At 73.7% G+C, this 17442-nt stretch carries 15 protein-coding genes; 6 read left to right on the top strand and 9 right to left on the bottom strand.

The genetic code is table 11. The annotated features are described in order from the left end of the window. Nucleotides 1-2 precede the first annotated feature (2 nt). Genes nadC through ABZX85_RS46655 form a run of 4 tightly spaced genes read right to left on the bottom strand, consistent with a single transcriptional unit; the run spans nucleotide 3 to nucleotide 4610 of the window. Entirely contained in the window at nucleotides 3-986 is a 984-nt protein-coding gene (gene nadC / locus ABZX85_RS46670; protein WP_355884140.1) for a carboxylating nicotinate-nucleotide diphosphorylase, read from the bottom strand. Next, entirely contained in the window at nucleotides 983-2683 is a 1701-nt protein-coding gene (locus ABZX85_RS46665) for an L-aspartate oxidase (protein WP_355884138.1), read from the bottom strand. The genes nadC and ABZX85_RS46665 overlap by 4 nt, the downstream gene beginning before the upstream one ends. Further along, nucleotides 2680-3669, bottom strand: coding sequence for a pantoate--beta-alanine ligase (panC, locus tag ABZX85_RS46660; protein WP_355884136.1), 990 nt, complete (start codon nucleotides 3667-3669; stop codon nucleotides 2680-2682). The genes ABZX85_RS46665 and panC overlap by 4 nt, the downstream gene beginning before the upstream one ends. Next, nucleotides 3666-4610, bottom strand: a complete 945-nt coding sequence (locus tag ABZX85_RS46655) for a DUF2520 domain-containing protein (protein WP_355884134.1) — start codon at nucleotides 4608-4610, stop codon at nucleotides 3666-3668. Before ABZX85_RS46655 ends, panC begins: the two co-directional genes overlap by 4 nt. A 148-nt stretch (nucleotides 4611-4758) precedes the next feature. Between ABZX85_RS46655 and ABZX85_RS46650 the strand changes: the two genes are divergently transcribed. Together ABZX85_RS46650 and ABZX85_RS46645 are read left to right on the top strand one after the other, a co-directional pair. Further along, nucleotides 4759-5934, top strand: a complete 1176-nt coding sequence (locus tag ABZX85_RS46650) for a beta-eliminating lyase-related protein (protein ID WP_355884132.1) — start codon at nucleotides 4759-4761, stop codon at nucleotides 5932-5934. Nucleotides 5935-5988: 54 nt separating this feature from the next. Continuing rightward, a complete protein-coding gene (locus ABZX85_RS46645) occupies nucleotides 5989-7086 on the top strand; it encodes a DUF5937 family protein (protein WP_355884130.1) in 1098 nt (365 codons plus the stop codon). A gap of 35 nt (nucleotides 7087-7121) precedes the next feature. On the opposite strand, the gene ABZX85_RS46640 is transcribed toward ABZX85_RS46645, so the two are convergent. Both ABZX85_RS46640 and ABZX85_RS46635 read right to left on the bottom strand, forming a co-directional pair. Further along, the gene (locus ABZX85_RS46640) at nucleotides 7122-7796 is read right to left on the bottom strand and encodes a response regulator transcription factor (RefSeq protein ID WP_355884128.1); all 675 of its coding nucleotides are present in this window, start codon (nucleotides 7794-7796) and stop codon (nucleotides 7122-7124) included. Between the two features lie 67 nt (nucleotides 7797-7863). Further along, nucleotides 7864-9063, bottom strand: a complete 1200-nt coding sequence (locus ABZX85_RS46635; protein WP_355884126.1) for a sensor histidine kinase — start codon at nucleotides 9061-9063, stop codon at nucleotides 7864-7866. A gap of 139 nt (nucleotides 9064-9202) precedes the next feature. Here ABZX85_RS46635 and ABZX85_RS46630 point away from each other — a divergent pair, with 139 nt between their 5' ends. After that, a complete protein-coding gene (locus tag ABZX85_RS46630) occupies nucleotides 9203-10195 on the top strand; it encodes an SAM-dependent methyltransferase (protein ID WP_355884124.1) in 993 nt (330 codons plus the stop codon). A gap of 28 nt (nucleotides 10196-10223) precedes the next feature. Here the strand turns inward: ABZX85_RS46630 and ABZX85_RS46625 are convergent, their stop codons facing one another. Next, nucleotides 10224-11375: an NADH-quinone oxidoreductase subunit D gene (locus ABZX85_RS46625; RefSeq protein ID WP_355884122.1), complete on the bottom strand. Its 1152-nt coding sequence runs from the start codon at nucleotides 11373-11375 to the stop codon at nucleotides 10224-10226. Between the two features lie 31 nt (nucleotides 11376-11406). On the opposite strand from ABZX85_RS46625, the gene ABZX85_RS46620 reads away from it, so the two are divergent. Next, entirely contained in the window at nucleotides 11407-11910 is a 504-nt protein-coding gene (locus ABZX85_RS46620; RefSeq protein ID WP_355884120.1) for a PH domain-containing protein, read from the top strand. Then, nucleotides 11907-13250, top strand: coding sequence for a PH domain-containing protein (locus tag ABZX85_RS46615; RefSeq protein ID WP_355884118.1), 1344 nt, complete (start codon nucleotides 11907-11909; stop codon nucleotides 13248-13250). Before ABZX85_RS46620 ends, ABZX85_RS46615 begins: the two co-directional genes overlap by 4 nt. An 84-nt stretch (nucleotides 13251-13334) precedes the next feature. On the opposite strand, the gene ABZX85_RS46610 is transcribed toward ABZX85_RS46615, so the two are convergent. Together ABZX85_RS46610 and ABZX85_RS46605 are read right to left on the bottom strand one after the other, a co-directional pair. Further along, nucleotides 13335-14927: a hypothetical protein gene (locus ABZX85_RS46610; protein WP_355884116.1), complete on the bottom strand. Its 1593-nt coding sequence runs from the start codon at nucleotides 14925-14927 to the stop codon at nucleotides 13335-13337. Between the two features lie 209 nt (nucleotides 14928-15136). Beyond that, a complete protein-coding gene (locus ABZX85_RS46605) occupies nucleotides 15137-16252 on the bottom strand; it encodes an alpha/beta hydrolase-fold protein (RefSeq protein ID WP_355884114.1) in 1116 nt (371 codons plus the stop codon). Between the two features lie 237 nt (nucleotides 16253-16489). Here ABZX85_RS46605 and ABZX85_RS46600 point away from each other — a divergent pair. After that, nucleotides 16490-17442: phosphatidylglycerol lysyltransferase domain-containing protein (locus ABZX85_RS46600; RefSeq protein WP_355884112.1), on the top strand; the 953-nt coding region annotated here is incomplete at its 3' end.

The following is a 17442-nucleotide window of genomic DNA, read 5'->3' as shown; positions in this document are numbered from 1 at the left end:
CTTCACTCCGCCTCACGCAGATCGAGGCCGATGTCCAGGATCGGCGAGGAGTGGGTGAGCGCCCCGACGGCGAGGAAGTCGACCCCGGTGGCGGCGTACGCGCGCGCGTTGTCGAGCGTGAGCCTCCCGGACGCCTCCAGCAGCGCGCGCCCGCCGACGATCCCGACGGCCTCCTCGCACTCCCCGGGCGTGAAGTTGTCGAGCAGGATCAGGTCGGCGCCCGCGTCGACGACCTCCCGGAGCTGGTGGAGGGTGTCGACCTCGACCTCGACGGGGACGTCCGGGAACGCCTCGCGGACGGCCTTGAACGCCTGGGAGACGCCCCCGGCGGCGACCACGTGGTTGTCCTTGACGAGGGCCGCGTCGGAGAGCGACATGCGGTGGTTGACGCCTCCGCCGCAGCGCACGGCGAACTTCTCCAGGGCCCGCAGCCCCGGCGTCGTCTTGCGGGTGTCGCGCACGCGCGCCTGCGTGCCCTCCAGGGCGTCCGCCCACGCGCGCGTGGCGGTCGCGATGCCGGAGAGCCGGCACAGCAGGTTGAGCGCGCTGCGCTCGGCGGTGAGGAGGTCGCGGGTGCGGGAGGTGACCGACAGGAGCGGCTGCCCGGCCTCGACCCGGTCGCCGTCCTCGACGTGCCGCTCGACCTCGAACTCGTCGGTGCAGACGATCGACACGACCGCCTCGGCGACCCTGAGGCCCGCCACGACGCCCGCCTCGCGCGCGACGAAGTCGGCGGTGGACACGGCCTCCTCGGGGATCGTCGCGACGGTCGTGACGTCCACGCCGTGCGCCAGGTCTTCCTGGATCGCGACGTTCGCGACGTCCTCGACCTCGACGGGGTCGAGGCCCGCGGCGGCGAGGAGTGCGGCGAGCGCCGGGTCGAGCCCGCACTCCAGGTACTCGGCGTCGCCCTCGGCGCCGCAGGCGCAGCCGTCGCCGCAGCCGCCGCTCTCGACGAGGGGAAGGTCGTTGCTCACTTCGGTCACTGCTCCTGGGGACGCTGGGTCGGGGGGAAGTGGGTGGTGTCCGTCGTCAGCACGGCGAGCGAACGGTCCGGATTCAGGCGGACGACGATGTGGCGGCGCCAGTCGGCGTCGTCGCGGTCGGCGTGGTCCTCGCGCCAGTGGCAGCCGCGGGTCTCCTCGCGCAGTCCGGCGGCGGCGACCAGGACGCGCGCCACGCACAGGAGGTTGGTCGTCTCCCAGGTGTCGACGCCCGGTTCGGCGGTCTTGCCGTTCTCGTCCAGCGCGCCCCGCGCGTGCGCGTGCAGCGCGTCGAGCTGGCCGGCGGCCTGCGCGAGGGAGCCGGCGGAGCGGAGGATGCCCGCGCCGTCGGTCATGATCCGCTGGATCGTGAACCGCTCCTCGGGGGCCAGGAGGGGGTGCGCGGGCGTGCTCGGCGTCTCGACCGGCACCGGCACACGCGCGTGGAGGCCGGTCCCGGCGATGTCTGCGGCGATCCGCTCGGCGTACACCAGTCCCTCCAGGAGGGAGTTGGAGGCGAGCCGGTTGGCGCCGTGGACGCCCGTGCAGGCGACCTCACCGCACGCGTACAGGCCCGGTACGGTCGTGCGGCCGTGGGAGTCCGTGCGGACGCCACCGGAGGCGTGGTGCGCGGCCGGGGCGATCGGGATGGGCTCCCGGACGGGGTCGATGCCGTGCGCGCGGCAGGCGGCGAGGATCGTCGGGAAGCGGTGCTCCCACATGTCGGCGCCGAAGTGCCGGGCGTCGAGGTACATGTGCTCGGCGCCCTTCTCCTGCATGCGCCGCATGATCCCCTTGGCGACGATGTCCCGGGGTGCCAGTTCGCCCAGTTCGTGCTGCCCCGCCATGAAGCGCACGCCGTCCGCGTCGACCAGGTGGGCGCCCTCGCCGCGCACCGCCTCGGAGACGAGGGGCTGCTGGCCCTCCGCCTCGGCGCCGAGGAACAGCACGGTCGGGTGGAACTGGACGAACTCCAGGTCGGAGACCTCGGCGCCCGCGCGCAGGGCGAGCGCGACGCCGTCGCCGGTGGCCACGGACGGGTTGGTGGTCGCGGAGAACACCTGGCCCATGCCGCCGGTCGCGAGGACCACGGCGGGGGCGTGGACGGCCCCCACGCCGTCGTGCTGGCCCTCGCCCATCACGTGCAGGGTGACACCGGCCGTCCGGCCCTCGGCGTCCGTCAGGAGGTCCAGGACGAGCGCGTTCTCGACCGTGCGGACGCCCCGCGCGCGGACGGCCTCGACGAGCGCCCGGGAGATCTCCGCGCCGGTCGCGTCCCCGCCCGCGTGCGCGATCCGGCGCCGGTGGTGGCCGCCCTCGCGCGTGAGCTCCAGGTCGCCCTCGGCGGACTCGTCGAAGTGCGCGCCGGTCGCGACGAGCCGCCGTACGGCGTCGGGGCCCTCGGTGACGAGGATGCGGACGGCGTCCTCGTCGCACAGGCCCGCGCCGGCGACGAGGGTGTCGTCCAGGTGCTGCTCGGGGGTGTCGCCCTCGCCGAGCGCCGCCGCGATGCCGCCCTGGGCCCAGCGGGTGGAGCCGTCGTCGAGGCGGGCCTTCGTGACGACCACGGTGTCGAGGCCGGCGGCCTCGCAGCGCAGGGCGGCGGTCAGGCCGGCCACTCCGGAGCCGACGACCACGACGTCGGCGGAAATGGCCCACCCGGGCGCGGGTGCGTGAAGGCGTATGCCTGTGGTGCTCACGAGGCGGCTCCGAAGGTCAGCGGGAGGTTGTCGATCAGCCGGGTCGTCCCGACCCGGGCGGCGACGGCGAGGACGGCCTCGCCGGTGAAGTCGTCCCCGATCTCCGTGAAGTCGGCGGGGTCGACGAGCGCGAGGTAGTCCAGGGCGATCGGCGGGTCCGCGCGGACGGCCTGGTCGAGGACCGCGCGGGCCGCCGCGCGGATGCCCGCCGCGCCTGCGGCGGCCTTGGCGACGGCGTGCGTGTCGGCCGCCGCGCGGGACTCGCCGATCGCGCTGAGCGCCTGCGCGCGCGCCTGCGTGGCCGGCACCTCCCGCGCGCGTGCGCGCAGCGCCTCCTGCGCGGCGTGCCGGTCGCGGCCGGCGAACAGCGCGCCGGAGAGCGCGAGCGCGGTGCGGCGCTCCCGGGGGGAGAGGTAGCGGTTGCGGCTGGAGAGCGCCAGGCCGTCGTCCTCACGGACCGTCGGGACGGCGACGATCTCCACGCCGAAGTTCAGGTCGCGCACCATGCGGCGGATCAGGGCGAGCTGCTGGGCGTCCTTCTGGCCGAACAGCGCGACGTCGGGCCGGGTGAGGTGCAGGAGCTTGGCGACGACCGTCAGCATGCCGTCGAAGTGCCCCGGGCGGACGGCCCCCTCCAGGCGTTCGCCCATGGGTCCGGCGGTGATCCGCACCTGGGGTTCGCCCCCCGGGTAGACCTCGTCGGCGGAGGGCGCGAACACGGCGTCCGCGCCGGCCTCCTCGGCGATCTTCAGATCGGCGTCCAGGGTGCGCGGGTAGCGGTCGAGGTCCTCGCCCCTGCCGAACTGAAGGGGGTTGACGAAGACGGTGACGACGACCTCGCCGCCGGGCCCGGAGAGCTCGCGGGCGGAGCGGATCAGGGTGGCGTGGCCGTCGTGGAGGGCGCCCATGGTCATCACGACCGATCGGCGGCCCGTACGCGCGCGTGCGTCGAGTTCGGCAGCGGTGCGCAGCAGGGCGAGGCTCATCGGGCGTCTCCTTCGGTGCCGGGCGTGCCGGGTGCACCGGCCGTGCCGGCGAGCACCCCGAGGAGGTCCTGGGCCAGCTCCGGCTTGAGCAGGCCGTGCGCGAGCGCGCGGTCGGCCGTCGCGCGGGCCATCGCGAGGTACCCGGCGACGGTCTGGGGCGCGTGCTTGCGCAACTCCCCGACGTGCGCGGCGACCGTCCCGGCGTCCCCGCGCGCGACGGGCCCGGTGAGGGCGGCGTCGCCGGAGCGCAGCGCGTTGTCCAGGGCGGCGCCGAGGAGCGGGCCGAGCATCCTGTCGGGCGCCTCGACGCCCGCCGCGCGCAGCAGCTCCATGGACTGGGCGACCAGCGTGACGAGGTGGTTGGCGCCCAGCGCGAGGGCCGCGTGGTAGAGCGGGCGGCTCTCCTCGGCGACCCACTCGGGTTCGCCGCCCATCTCGATGACGAGGGCCTCGGCGGCGAGCCGCAGCTCGTCGGGGGCGGTGACGCCGAAGGAGCAGCCGGCGAGCCGCTGGACGTCCACGGGCGTCCCGGTGAACGTCATCGCCGGGTGCAGCGCGAGCGGCAGCGCGCCCGCGCGCAGGGCGGGGTCCAGGACGCGCGTGCCGTAGCGGCCGGAGGTGTGCACGAGGAGCTGGCCGGGGCGGATCGCGCCGGTGTCGGCGAGGCCCTGCACGAGGGCGGGCAGCGCGTCGTCCGGGACGGTCAGCAGGACCAGTTCCGCGCGCGCCAGGACGTCCTCCGGGGTCGTCAGGGGCACGTCGGGCAGCAGCAGGGCCGCGCGCTTGCGGGAGGCGTCGGAGACGCCGGAGACGGCCACCGGGCGGTGTCCGGCGAGCTGGAGGGACGCGGCGAGGGCGGGGCCCACCCGGCCGGCGCCGACGACGCCGACGGTGAGCCGCGCGGGGCGGTCCCTGGGGTCTGGCTGGTGGACTGTACTCACGCGACGGCGGCCTTCCCGTTCCAGTCCGCATCTGGGTACCGGACGATTTCTCGTCATGTTAACGCGATCTGCCGGACGGCGGCCGGTTGTCCACAGGCTGTGGGTATTGCGGATGCCCGCCCTCCCCCGGGCACGGCATGATCCGGGCATGACCTACACGCCCGCCCCGGAAGGCGACGACTCCCCCGCCGAACTGCTCCGCGAACGGCGCATGACGGCCCAGCGACAGGCCGCCCGCATCCTCTCCCGCCCCCTGTACCGGGCCACCCTGCGCGAACGTCTCGCGCATCTCCAGGAGGCCGCCGAGGCGTACGACCTCGACGAGCGGAGCGACGTGTACGGCAACGGCGTCGTGGCGGCGCTGGAGGAGCGGATCGCGGCGCTGCTGGGGACGGAGGCCGCCGCGTTCTTCCCGACCGGCACGATGGCCCAGCAGGTCGCCCTGCGGTGCTGGGCGGGCCGTACCGGCGACCGCGCGGTGGCCGTGCATCCGCTGTCCCATCTGGAGATGTACGAGCGGGACGCGCTCAGCCAGGTCGCCGGGCTGCGGCCGGTGCACCTGACGGCCGAGCCGCGGCTGCCGACGCCGAAGGAGGTCCGGGAGGCCGAGGAGCCGTTCGGGACGCTCGCGCTGGAACTGCCCCTGCGGGACGCCGGTTTCCTGCTGCCGTCCTGGGAGGAGCTGACCGCGACGGTGGCCGCCGCGCGCGAGCGCGACGCGGTGGTGCACTTCGACGGCGCGCGCCTGTGGGAGTCGGTCACTCACCTGGGCCGCCCCCTGGAGGAGATCGCGGGCCTCGCGGACAGCGTCTACGTCTCGCTGTACAAGTCCCTCGACGGGCTGAGCGGCGCCGCCCTCGCGGGTCCCGAGGCGCTGGTCTCCGAGGCCAGGGCGTGGCGCCACCGCTACGGCGGCATGGTGTTCCACCAGTTCCCGGCCGCCCTCACCGCGCTGGCCGGCCTGGACCGGGAGCTGCCCCGGCTGCCGGAGTACGTCGCCCACGCGCGCGTGGTGGCCGACGCGCTGCGGGAGGGGTTCGCGCGGGCGGGCGTGCCCTGGTTCCGGGTGCACCCGGAGGTGCCGCACACCCACGAGTTCCAGTTCTGGCTGCCGTACGGCCCGGACACGCTGTCGGAGGCGGCGGTGCGCCAGGCCGAGGAGACCGGCACGTTCCTGTTCGCGTCCCCCTGGGACGAACGGGGCCCCGGGGTGTCGTACACGGAGGTCTCGGTGCGGGCGGCGGGGCTGGGGTGGAGTGCGGCGGACGTGCGGGAGGCGGTCGCCGGGTTCGTGGCGCGGCTGCCCGGAGGTCCCGTCGATTGACGGGTGCCGTCAATCGACGGGGGCGCTGTCGGTGGCCGGGTGCACCATGGGCGCATGAGCGTGAGCATCGACATCGCCGGGGTCCGGCCCGAGCAGGTGACCTTCGTCCCGTCGCCGCTGGCCGAGCTCGGGATGGCGCTGCACGCGCTGTCGGAGCCGGGGCACCACCCGGCGATCCAGGGGTGGACGGGGAGCGTCCTCGCGGGCCTCGACCCGCATCTCGCGGACCGGCTGTGCGAGGCGGACTTCCTGTGGCGGACGGTCTTCTCGGACCTGTTCCTGGCCTGCGCGGGCGTGCCGGGCGCGCTCCCCGGGGAGACCCTGGCCGAGGATCTCGCGCTGCTGGACAAGCTGCCGGACGACCAGTTCGTGGACGCGGCGCTGGAGTTCGCGTGCCCCGCGTGCGACTGCCCGGCGCCCGGCGTCCTCGGCGACCCGGTGCTGCGCGGCCGGGTCCTGGACCTCGCGGCCTCGCGCGGCCCCCGCCAGCTGGCGTTCGCGCGCCGCCTGCTCGACGACCCGCCGGGCGTGCGCGCGTGGCTGCGGCGTTTCCTGGAGGACTGCGACGAGGCGTTCTTCGCGGAGACCTGGTCCCGGCTGAGCCACCAGCTCGCGGCGGACGCCCGGCACAAGACGCAGATCCTGCACCGGCGCGGGCCCGCGGAGGCGTTCGCGGCGGTCTCCCCGGCGGTGCGGCTCGACGAGGCGGACGGCAGGCTCGTCGTCGACAAGCTCGTCGAGAGCCGTACGACCGCGCGGGACGCCGGTCTGCTGCTGATCCCGACCGCCCTGGGCCGCCCGCATCTGAACGTCCTGCACCGCGAGGGCTGGCGCCCCCTGCTGCACTACCCGGCGCACTCCCCGGCGCCCGTGTCGGCCCCCTCGGTCGAGCAGCTCACCCTCCGGATGAACGCCCTGTCCCACCCGGTCCGCATGCAGCTGTGCCGCAACCTCGCCCGCAGCGCCTACACGACGACCGAGCTGGCCCGCATCCACAACATGTCCGCCCCGGAGATCTCCCGGCATCTGGCGGCCCTCAAGAAGGCCGGCCTCATCACGACCCGCCGGCGCGGGCGCTACGTCCTGCACCAACTGGACCTCGCCCTGGTGGCCCGCCTGGGCAGCGACTTCCTGGAGGGCATCCTCAGATAGCCGCCGGCAGCCGCAGACCGCCACCGGGCGCCCTCTCAGGCGTGCCCGCCGCCCGCGCGGACGAGCCCCGTCTCGTACGCCAGGACGACGACCTGCACCCGGTCGCGCAGCCCCAGCTTGGTCAGGATGCGCCCGACGTGGGTCTTCACTGTCGCCTCGGAGAGCACCAGCCGGGCCGCGATCTCGCCGTTCGACAGCCCCTGGGCGACGAGGATCATGACCTCGCGCTCCCGCTCGGTGAGCCGCTCCAGCTCCTTGTGCTCCGGGGCCCGCCCGCTGCTCGGGAGCATCGGGGCGAAGCGGTCCAGGAGCCGGCGGGTGGTGGAGGGGGCGACGACGGCGTCCCCGCTGTGCACGGAGCGGATCGCGGCGAGCAGCTCCCCCGGGGGCACGTCCTTCAGCATGAACCCGGAGGCGCCCGCCTTCAGCCCCGAGAACGCGTACTCGTCCAGGTCGAACGTCGTCAGGATGAGCACCTTCGGCGGGTCCGGCTCCTCGCAGATCCGCCGGGTGGCCTCCACGCCGTCCAGCTTCGGCATGCGGACGTCCATGAGGACGACGTCGACGTCCGTGGACCGCACCATCTGGAGCGCCTCGACCCCGTCGCCCGCCTCCGCGACGACCTCCATGTCCGGCTGGGCGGCGAGCACCATCCGGAACCCGGTGCGCAGCAGCACCTGGTCGTCGACGAGCATCACGCGGATCGTCATCGGGCCTCTTCCGTTTCCATGCGTTCGGGTGTTCGTGACAGGTGTCAGCGGGCTGCGTACGGGGAAGTCAGTGCGCCGGTTTGAGCGGGAGCAGCACGCTGATGCGGAAGCCTCCCCCGGGCCGCGGACCGGCGTCCAGGGTCCCGCCGACCATACCGACGCGCTCGCGCATGCCGATCAGGCCGTGGCCCTGTCCGTCGGCGCCGCCCTCCTCGTACAGCTCGTGGGGGGCGCCCTTGCCGTCGTCCTCGACGAGCAGCCCGAGGCCGTCGTCGAAGTAGACGAGCCGGACGCTGGCGCCCGCGTCGGGCCCGCCGTGCTTGCGGGTGTTGGTGAGCGCCTCCTGGACGATCCGGTAGGCCGTCAGCTCGACGCCGCTGGGCAGCGGGCGGGCGGTCCCCTCGACCTTGAAGTCGACGGGGAGGCCGGAGCCCCGGCACTGCTGGACCAGGTCCTCGATCTGCTCGACGTCGGGCTGCGGGACATACTCGCCGCTCTCCCGGTGCTCCCCGGTGCGCAGGACGCCCAGCAGGCGGCGCATCTCCGCGAGCGCCTGCCGGCCGGTCGAGGAGATCGTCTCCAGCGCCTTCTTCGCCTGGTCGGGGGCGGCGTCGAGGACGTACGCGGCGCCGTCCGCCTGGACGACCATCACGGACACGTTGTGCGCCACCACGTCGTGCAGCTCGCGCGCGATGCGCGCGCGTTCGGCGGCGACCGCGACCTTCGCCTGTGCCTCGCGCTCGCGCTCCAGCCGGGCCGCGCGCTCCTCCAGCTGCGCGAGGTACGCGCGCCGGGTGCGCATCGAGTCGCCGAGGACCCAGGCGAGGACGAACGGGACGGTCAGGAAGACGACGGTGACGACGTTGCCGCCGCCGCTCGCGTCGCCCGGCCAGCGCAGTTGCGCCGCCGTCGCCGCGCACACGCCCACGCCGAGCGCCACCCGGGACGCCCAGCGGGCGCCGACCGCGGCGACCGTGTAGACGATCATCAGCATCGCGAAGTTCGCCGCGTTGATCCCGACGCCCAGCACGAGCTGCGCGCAGCCCGCGACCACCGAGAGCACCAGCATGGCCTCCGGGAGCCGCCTGCGCAGCGTCATCACCACGCACAGCGCGGCGACCGTCGGCAGCACCACCGCCGGGGAGTCGGTCCGCCCGGCCTCGTGGTGAGCCGTCTCCGTGGCGAAGGCGAACCCGAAGAGGACCACGGCCCAGAAGCCGTCCACCCCGGTCGGGTGCCTGCGGAAGAAGTCGTAGAGGCGCTGCACGTAACCCAGCGTAGGGATGCGTGATGCCCCTGTGGGTCAACCGGAGGGCCGATCCGTATCGGGTGCGTGTACTCCGCAAGGTGGAGGGAGTGATCAGCTGTGCGCATAGTCTGGGCGGACGGCCGGGGAGGTGAGCGGCGTGGAGACGGCCTCGTGGCACGGGTGGCGGACGGCCGCCGAGCGGGCCCTGTACGGCCCTGAGGGCTTCTACCGGCGCCCCGAGGGCCCCGCCGGTCACTTCCGGACCTCCGTGCACGCCTCGGCGCTCTACGCCCGCTCCGTGGCCGCGCTGCTGATCCGGGTCGACGAGGCGCTCGGCCGGCCCGGGACGCTGGACTTCGTGGACGTCGGCGCCGGCCGGGGCGAACTCGTGACCGGAGTGCTGGCCGCTCTGCCGGACGACGTCGCGGCGCGCACGCGCGCGTGGGCCGTCGAGATCGCCGGGTGGCCCGCCGGGGCGGACGAGCGGATCACCTGGACCGCCGAGACGCCGCGCGGCGTCACCGGGCTGCTGTTCGCCAACGAGTGGCTGGACAACGTGCCCCTGGACGTCGTCGAGACGGACGCCGACGGGGTCCCCCGGACGGTCCTCGTCGGCCCCGACGGCACCGAACGCCTCGGGGCGCCGGTTTCCGGCGAGGACGCCGAGTGGCTGGCGCGCTGGTGGCCCCTGGACGCCGAGGAGGGCCTGCGCGCGGAGATCGGCCTTCCCCGGGACCGCGCCTGGGCGTCGGCCGTCTCCCGCGTCGACCGGGGGCTCGCCGTGGCGGTCGACTACGCGCACACGAGGGACTCCCGGCCCCTCTTCGGGACGCTCACCGGGTTCCGCGCGGGGCGCGAGGTGGTGCCGGTGCCGGACGGGTCGTGCGACATCACGGCGCATGTGGCGCTGGACGCGTGCGCGGGCGCCGCATCCGTCCCGGCGGCGCTGCGCACCCAGCGCGCCGCGCTGCGCGCCCTGGGCGTCACCGGCGTACGGCCGCCCCTCGCGCTGGCGTCGTCCGACCCTCACGCGTACGTGCGCGCGCTGGCGGCCGTCGGGGAGGCCGCCGAACTCACCGCGCCGGGCGGGCTGGGTGACTTCGGTTGGCTCGTGCAGTCAGTTGGGATTCCGGACCCACTCGCCCTCTAGGGAGGGTCGGTCCGGATTTCCCACCCACCTACTTGTCGATGTCCCCGACCACGAAGAACATCGACCCCAGGATCGCCACCATGTCCGCGACCAGCGTCCCCGGCAGCAGTTCGGCCAGCGCCTGGATGTTGTTGTACGACGCGGAGCGCAGCTTGAGCCGGTACGGGGTCTTCTCGCCCTTGCTGACGAGGTAGTAGCCGTTGATGCCGAGGGGGTTCTCGGTCCACGCGTACGTGTGCCCCTCGGGGGCCTTGAGGACCTTCGGGAGACGCTGGTTGATCGGTCCCGGCGGGAGGTCGGCGATACGGTCGAGGCAGGCGTCGGCGAGGTCGAGGGCGTTGTGCGTCTGCGCGAGGAGGGACTCGAAGCGGGCGAGGCAGTCGCCCTCCTGCCGGGTGACGACCCTGAGGACGTCCTGGAGCTCGCCGTACGCGAGATACGGCTCGTCGCGGCGCAGGTCGAAGTCGACGCCCGACGCGCGCGCGATGGGCCCGCTGACGCCGTACGCGTGGACGGCGTCGGCCGACAGGACGCCGACCCCCCGGGTGCGGCCCCGGAAGATCTCGTTGCCGAGGACCAGGTCGTCGAAGACGTCCGTCCGGGAGCGCACCGCGGCGACCGCCGCACGCGCGCGGGAGGTCCAGCCGGCCGGGAGGTCCTCCTTGAGGCCGCCGACCCGGTTGAACATGTAGTGCATGCGCCCGCCGGAGACCTCCTCCATCACGTTCTGGAGGATCTCGCGCTCCCGGAACGCGTAGAACACCGGCGTGATCCCGCCGAGTTCCAGCGGATACGAGCCAAGGAACATCAGGTGGTTGAGGACCCGGTTCAGCTCCGCGAGGAGCGTGCGCGTCCACACCGCGCGCGCGGGGACCTCCATGCCGAGCATGCGCTCCACGGCGAGGACGACACCCAGCTCGTTGGAGAACGCCGACAGCCAGTCGTGACGGTTGGCCAGCATGACGATCTGGCGGTAGTCACGGGCCTCGAAGAGCTTCTCGGCGCCCCGGTGCATGTACCCGATGACGGGCTCCGCGTGGACGATCCGTTCGCCGTCCAGCACCAGCCGCAGGCGCAGCACGCCGTGCGTCGAAGGGTGCTGCGGGCCGATGTTCAGCACCATGTCGGTGCTCTCCGCCGCCCCGCCGATCCCGACCGTGGTCTCCGTCGTAGGAGTCATGGTTCCAGTCTCCCCTACGTACGCTGGCCGTATGGAGACGGGGAGCCCGCGGGACGCGGAGAGCGTGGCGGCGGAGCCGGTGTGGACCGGGCTTCCGCCGGGACTGCTGCGGATGCGGCGGCTGTTGCTGGTGGTGTGGCTGGGGCTCGTGGCGGTCGCCCTGGGGGTGTGCCTGGGGCTGTTCGCCGGCCCCCGGTGGGCCGTTCTCGCAGCGGTGCCGCTGGGTGCCGTCGCGTGGGGCTGGGTGCTGCTGGGGCGCAACTGGCGGTCCTGGCGGTACGCCGAGCGCGCGGACGACCTGCTGATCAGCCGGGGTGTGCTGTGGCGTGAGGAGACCGTCGTGCCGTACGGGCGGATGCAGCTCGTGGAGGTCACCTCGGGGCCCGTCGAGCGGTACTTCGGGCTGGCCAGCGTGCAGCTGCACACGGCCGCCGCCGCGACCGACGCGACGATCCCGGGGCTCGACCCGGCGGAGGCGGAGCGGCTGCGCGACCGGCTCACCGAGCTGGGCGAGGCCCGATCGGCGGGCCTGTGACGACGCCGGGCGCGGGGGACGCCGTACGCCTGGAGAAGCCGTCCGGGGAGGGGCCGGCGGTCGTCGAGCACCGGTTGCATCCCGTGACGCCGTTCCGGCGCGCGTGGGCGCCGGTGGCGGTGCTCGCGGGGTGGGCGGTGCACGACCCGAACCAGGCTCAGGAGCAGCTGACGCGGCTGACGGCGACGACCCTGCTGATCGCGATCGCCGTGGTCGTCCCGGCGTCCGCCCTGTACGGCTTCCTGAGCTGGTGGTTCACGCACTTCGCGGTGACGGACACGGAACTGCGCATCCGTACGGGCCTGCTGTTCCGGCGTACCGCGCACATCCGGCTGGAGCGGGTGCAGGCGATCGACGTGTCGCAGCCGCTCCTCGCGCGCGTGGCGGGTGTCGCGAAGCTGCGGCTGGACGTCATAGGGACCGACGACAAGGACGAGCTGGCGTTCCTGGGCGAGCGGGAGGCGCGGGCGCTGCGGGCCGAACTCCTCGCGCGGGCGGCCGGGTTCGCGCCCGAGACCGCGCAGCAGGTGGGGGAGGCACCCACGCGCGAGCTGCTGCGGGTGCCGCCGCGCAGCCTCGCGCTCGCGCGCCTGCTGTCCGGCGGTACGTGGGTGGCGCTGCTCGGGGCGGCGGTCGTGGTGCCGCTGCTGTGGACGGCGACGAACTGGTGGACCGCCCTGGTCGCCGGTCTGCCGCTGCTGGGGGCGGCGGGCGCGGGGACGGTGGGGCGGTTCGTCGCGGAGTACGACTGGACGGTCGGCGAGTCGCCCGACGGGCTGCGGCTCGACCACGGGCTGCTGGACCGCTCGCACGAGACGGTGCCGCCGGGGCGCGTGCAGACCGTGCGGATCGTGGAGCCGCTGCTGTGGCGGCGGCTCGGCTGGGTACGGGTCGAGCTGGACGTCGCCGGTTCCCGGAACTCGGTCCTCGTGCCGGTCGCTCCGCGGGCGGCGGCCGAGGCGGTCATCGCGCGCGTGCTGCCCGGAGTGACGGTCCCGACGGTCCTGTCCCGCCCTCCGAGGCGGGCCGGGCGGATCGCGCCGGGCTGGTGGCGCGGCTACGGCATCGCCGTCACCGACACCGTCTTCGCCTCCCGCCACGGCATCCTCCGCCGCCACCTCGCCCTCGTCCCCCACGCGAAGGTCCAGAGCGTACGCCTCACCCAAGGCCCCTGGAGCCGCCTCTGCGGCCTCGCCAGCGTCCACGTGGACACCGGGGCCGACAAGACCGTCTCCGCCCGTCTGAGAGCCGCCGACGAGGCCACCGCCCTCCTCCACGACCAGGCCGACCGCTCCCGCACCGGCCGCCTCGACGCACCTCCGGACCGGTGGATGGCGTGAGGTGCTGACGGCTCGCCCGTCCGGACATGCCGCGAGGGCCGTACGAACCGTCGTGGTGCGGTCGTACGGCCCTCGGGGGAACCCTCAGTAGGCGGCGCTGCGCAGGCTCTGGAGGTCGAGTTGTTCGGTCTCGTCGTGGGCTGTCAGGTCGACGGCCTGGGCGATGCCGCGGGAGGTGTCGTCGGCGGGCTTGAACTCGGCCTCGGACTCGGCCTTGTGGAGCGCGAGGGCCTCCTGGCCGACGACGTCGGCGAGGTCCTCGTTCTGGACGGCCTCCAGGTCGGCGTCCTGCTTCGTGCCGAAGAAGTCGAAGCCGCCCTCGACCGCGGGGCGGCGTACGGGCTGGGAGGCCGGTACGACGGCGACGGCGGTCGGCACGGCGAAGTGGCCGGCCGGGCGCTGCACGGGAGCGGCGGGACGCGGGACGATCGTGCCGGAGGGGGACGTCTGCTGCGGAATCCCCGTCGCGTGCGCGGGCTCAAGCGCGTGCGCGGGCTGCTGGGCCTCCTCGGCGGCGCCGTGACCGGCGTGACCGGCGAGGCCGCGTTCGCGCGCGAGCGCGTCCAGCGCGGAGGAGGTGCCCTGGAGGACACCGCGCTCCTGGGGGGCGTCGCCGCTCCGGGAGATCTCGGCGACCGCGTGCCCCTGCGCGTCGGCCGCCCTGGACTTCCCCTCGGACTCGTCCTCCGCCACGGGCTCGCCGCCCTCGACGGAACCGCCCTCGACAGAAGCACCCTTGGCGGAACCGCCCTCGACAGAGCCCCGCTTCGAGGAATCCCCCTTCAGGGAACCGCCCTTCGGAGCACCGCCCTCAGGAGCACCCCCCTCGGCCGCGTCCGCCTTGACCCCACCGCCCTTGGGCGAGTCACCACCCGACGGAGCACCGTCACCCGACGGAGTGTCACCGTCCGACGAAGCGTCACCCTTCGCCCCGGCACCCTCCTCGGCCGACACGTCCTCGTCCGACGCATCCCCATCCGAGGTCTCCCCGGACACCTCACCCGCGCCCGCCGAACTCCCCTTCACAGCCCCCGCGGTGACACCCTCCCGCGTCTCGAAGCGGCTCATCGCCTCAGCCGCCCGCAGGAACAGCTTGGTGCCCTCGGGCGAGAACAGCCCCGGCACGGCAGCCTCGGCGGCAGTGGTCCCGACGGCAGCCGCCTCGGCAGCCTCCACGGCCCCGTCCGCCGACTCCTCCGGCTCCTCCGCCCCCGCAGCCGCCGAACTCTCCAGCTCCAGCCGCCGACGCCCCTCCAGCGCGCTGGCCCGCTCCGTCTCCGCGGTCGCGTACCGCCGCAGCAGGGCGGCGTGTTCGTTGCGCAGGCCCGCCAGCTCGGTGCGCTTCGCGCGCAGCCGCTGCTCCAGCTTGCCGCGCAGCTCGCGGGACTCTTCCAGGTCGCTCTCCAGCTCGGCGACCCGCTCCTCGTACCGCCACTCGTCGCTCACGCGCGCGCGGGACAGATCGGCGACGGTCTTGCCGGCCTGGGAGTCCCAGCGGCGCAGGACGGCCGCGCCGACGACCGCGATCGCGGCGGCGAACGCGGCGATCACCCGGAGCACGCCCGTATCGGAGAACACCCAGGGGCCGAAGGCGCAGACGAGGGAGACGCCTGCGATCGCCGACGGGGGCAGCAGCCTGTGCAAAGGCGGTGAATGGCGGTGACGTCCACGTGGCATGGCCAGAAACTTACCGCGCGTAGGGGAGCGTTGGCGCCCCGCCCCGTAAAAACACAGCCATCCCGAAACCTTCGCACGGCCCCGGAATTGAATTCCGGCCGAACCGGGAACCACAGCGGGCGAAAACCAAGATCATTTCTGGCCGGAGTGCGCCACCGGGGCTTCTCCGGCCGCTGCGCGCGGGCCTGCCGTCACCCCGCGCGGGACGCTCACTGCTGCGCGAGCCGCTCGCTCACCCACTGAAGGGTGGCCGGAATCTCGCGCTTCCATGTGTTGAAGTTGTGTCCGCCGCTGTCGAGGATGATCGACGAGATGCGCGTCCGGTTCGTCGCCTTCACCATATCGATGAACTTCAGGGTGGCCTTGTAGTTGTTCTCGCCCTCCCTGCTGCTCGTGACGAGCAGTGAAGTGTCCGGCGCGGGACGGTGTTTGAGGAACCACTTCAGGTCCGCCTCGTTCTTCAGCGTCGCGTTCCCCTGGAACAGGTCGCCCGTCGTCGCGTCGATCGGCGCCTTGTAGTACGGAGAGAGCCCCGCGCCCGCGGCGAACACCCCGGGGTGGTGCATGGCGAGCTTCAGGGCGCAGTACCCGCCCGTGGAGTCCCCGATGACGCCCCATTTCTTCGCCACCCGGTAGTGCGAGGCGACCGCGTCGGGCAGGTCCCGCGCGAAGAACGACTCCGTCTGCGGCCCGCGCGGCACGTCGACGCACTCCGTGTCCCGGGGCGGCGCCACCGTCGGACGCAGCATCACCAGGATCATCGGCTGCATCTTCCCGTCCCTCGCGAGGTCCCGCGCGGTACGCGGGAAGTGCAGCTTGTCGACCAGCGCCTGCGCCGTCCCCGGATACCCCGTCAGGACGATAGCCGCCGGGAACGCGCGCGTGCGGTACTGCGGCTGGAAGTACTCCGGCGGCAGGTACACGTACGCCGGGGACGCGATGTCCGTCGTACGGCCGGCCACCGCGATCTTCTGGATCTGCCCGCGTATCTGCGGCCCCCCGGCGGGGCCCTCCACGCGCTGGTCGTCGAGGACCTTCAGGGGGCCCGCCGGGCCACCGCCGGCGGCGTGGTCGACGACCACGCCCTGGCCGTTCTCCTTGCCGAAGAGGTCGGCCCAGCTGGCGTAGAAGCCGAACGCCTGGTTGGCCGCGAGGCCGACCGCCGCGAAGAGCGCCACCTGCGTGGCGAGCAGCAGGCCGACACGTCCGGCGACCACCGCGACACCGCGCCGCGCCAGCCGTGGCCACAGCCAGACCGTGCCGATGAACAGCAGTGCGGCGCACACGATCGCCAGCACCAGCACCTTGTTGCTCGTGAGACCCATAAGGCTTTCCCTGCCTGCGCTTTCCTTCCGGGCTCCCGTGCCTGCCCGCACTTCCTTCGCGAGGGCTTGTCCCGGTCTTTCCCTGACCTTTGGAGCCGCTTTGAGGAGTTGAGTGAACCTCTCTCCCCTGGACACCGTCATAGAGGACGCAATGTCGCCGGTACGGCCGTTCTGGCCCCGGGATCAAGGTCACTCGCGGAACTACGGGATGCGATGTCTGTCAAGGAAGATGGGGAAATGTCGGGCGGGGTTCCGATCCGATCAAGTCGCGTGCGGCGCGTTCTTCGAGGTCCGCGTCCGGAGTCGGTTCCGGTCCTCGTCGGCCGGGCCTGTGCCCTCGTAGGACTGCTGGACGTCATCGCGGGCGTGTTCCCGCGGTTCCGCCACAGCCGGATGCACACCATCGCCGAGGTGCTGCCGGGCTCCTTCGGGCCGTTCGCGGCGGCGCTCTCGCTCAGCGCGGGCATTCTGCTCCTGCTGCTCGCGCACGGCCTGAAGCGCGGCAAGCGGCGCGCGTGGCGGGCGGCGGTGGCGCTGCTCCCGGCGGGCGCGGTCGCGCAGTTCACGTACCGGCACTCCCCGGTGGGCGTGATCATCTCGGTCGCGCTCCTGGTGGCCCTGATCGTCTACCGCGACCAGTTCGACGCGCTGCCCGATCCGCGCAGCCGCTGGCGGGCGCTGGCCAACTTCATCCTCATGAGCGCGGGCTCCCTCGCTCTCGGCATGGTCATCGTCAGCGTCCACTCCGAGCGGATGCTCGGCGACCCGAGCGTGGCCGACCGGCTGACGCACGTGGTGTACGGCCTGTTCGGCTTCGAGGGGCCCGTGGACTACGCGGGGAACACCTCCTGGACGGTCGCGTTCTCGCTGGGCGCCCTGGGCTGGGTCACCGCGCTGACGACGATCTATCTGGCCTTCCGCCCCGAGCACCCCGCCGCCCAGCTCACCGAGAACGACGAACTCCAGCTCCGCGCCCTCCTCGACAAGCACGGCCGCCGTGACTCCCTCGGCCACTTCGCACTACGCCGCGACAAAGCCGTCGTGTTCTCCCCCAGCGGCAAGGCGGCGGTGACCTACCGGGTCGTGTCCGGCGTCATGCTCGCCAGCGGCGACCCCATCGGCGACGTCGAAGCCTGGCCCGGCGCCATCGAACGCTTCATGGACGAAGCCAAAGCCCACTCCTGGACCCC

This window comes from Streptomyces sp. NPDC004539 (assembly GCF_040610055.1).
Classification (GTDB): domain Bacteria; phylum Actinomycetota; class Actinomycetes; order Streptomycetales; family Streptomycetaceae; genus Streptomyces.
This window is presented reverse-complemented; position numbering and strand designations above follow the sequence as displayed.

Excerpts from the sequence above, each read along its gene's own strand:
- panC (WP_355884136.1), bottom strand. The coding sequence starts at position 3,669 with ATGAGCCTCGCCCTGCTGCGCACCGCTGCCGAACTCGACGCACGCGCG.
- ABZX85_RS46650 (WP_355884132.1), top strand. The coding sequence starts at position 4,759 with ATGACCTACACGCCCGCCCCGGAAGGCGACGACTCCCCCGCCGAACTG.
- ABZX85_RS46645 (WP_355884130.1), top strand. The coding sequence starts at position 5,989 with ATGAGCGTGAGCATCGACATCGCCGGGGTCCGGCCCGAGCAGGTGACC.
- ABZX85_RS46640 (WP_355884128.1), bottom strand. The coding sequence starts at position 7,796 with ATGACGATCCGCGTGATGCTCGTCGACGACCAGGTGCTGCTGCGCACC.
- ABZX85_RS46625 (WP_355884122.1), bottom strand. The coding sequence starts at position 11,375 with ATGACTCCTACGACGGAGACCACGGTCGGGATCGGCGGGGCGGCGGAG.
- ABZX85_RS46620 (WP_355884120.1), top strand. The coding sequence starts at position 11,407 with ATGGAGACGGGGAGCCCGCGGGACGCGGAGAGCGTGGCGGCGGAGCCG.
- ABZX85_RS46610 (WP_355884116.1), bottom strand. The coding sequence starts at position 14,927 with ATGCCACGTGGACGTCACCGCCATTCACCGCCTTTGCACAGGCTGCTG.
- ABZX85_RS46605 (WP_355884114.1), bottom strand. The coding sequence starts at position 16,252 with ATGGGTCTCACGAGCAACAAGGTGCTGGTGCTGGCGATCGTGTGCGCC.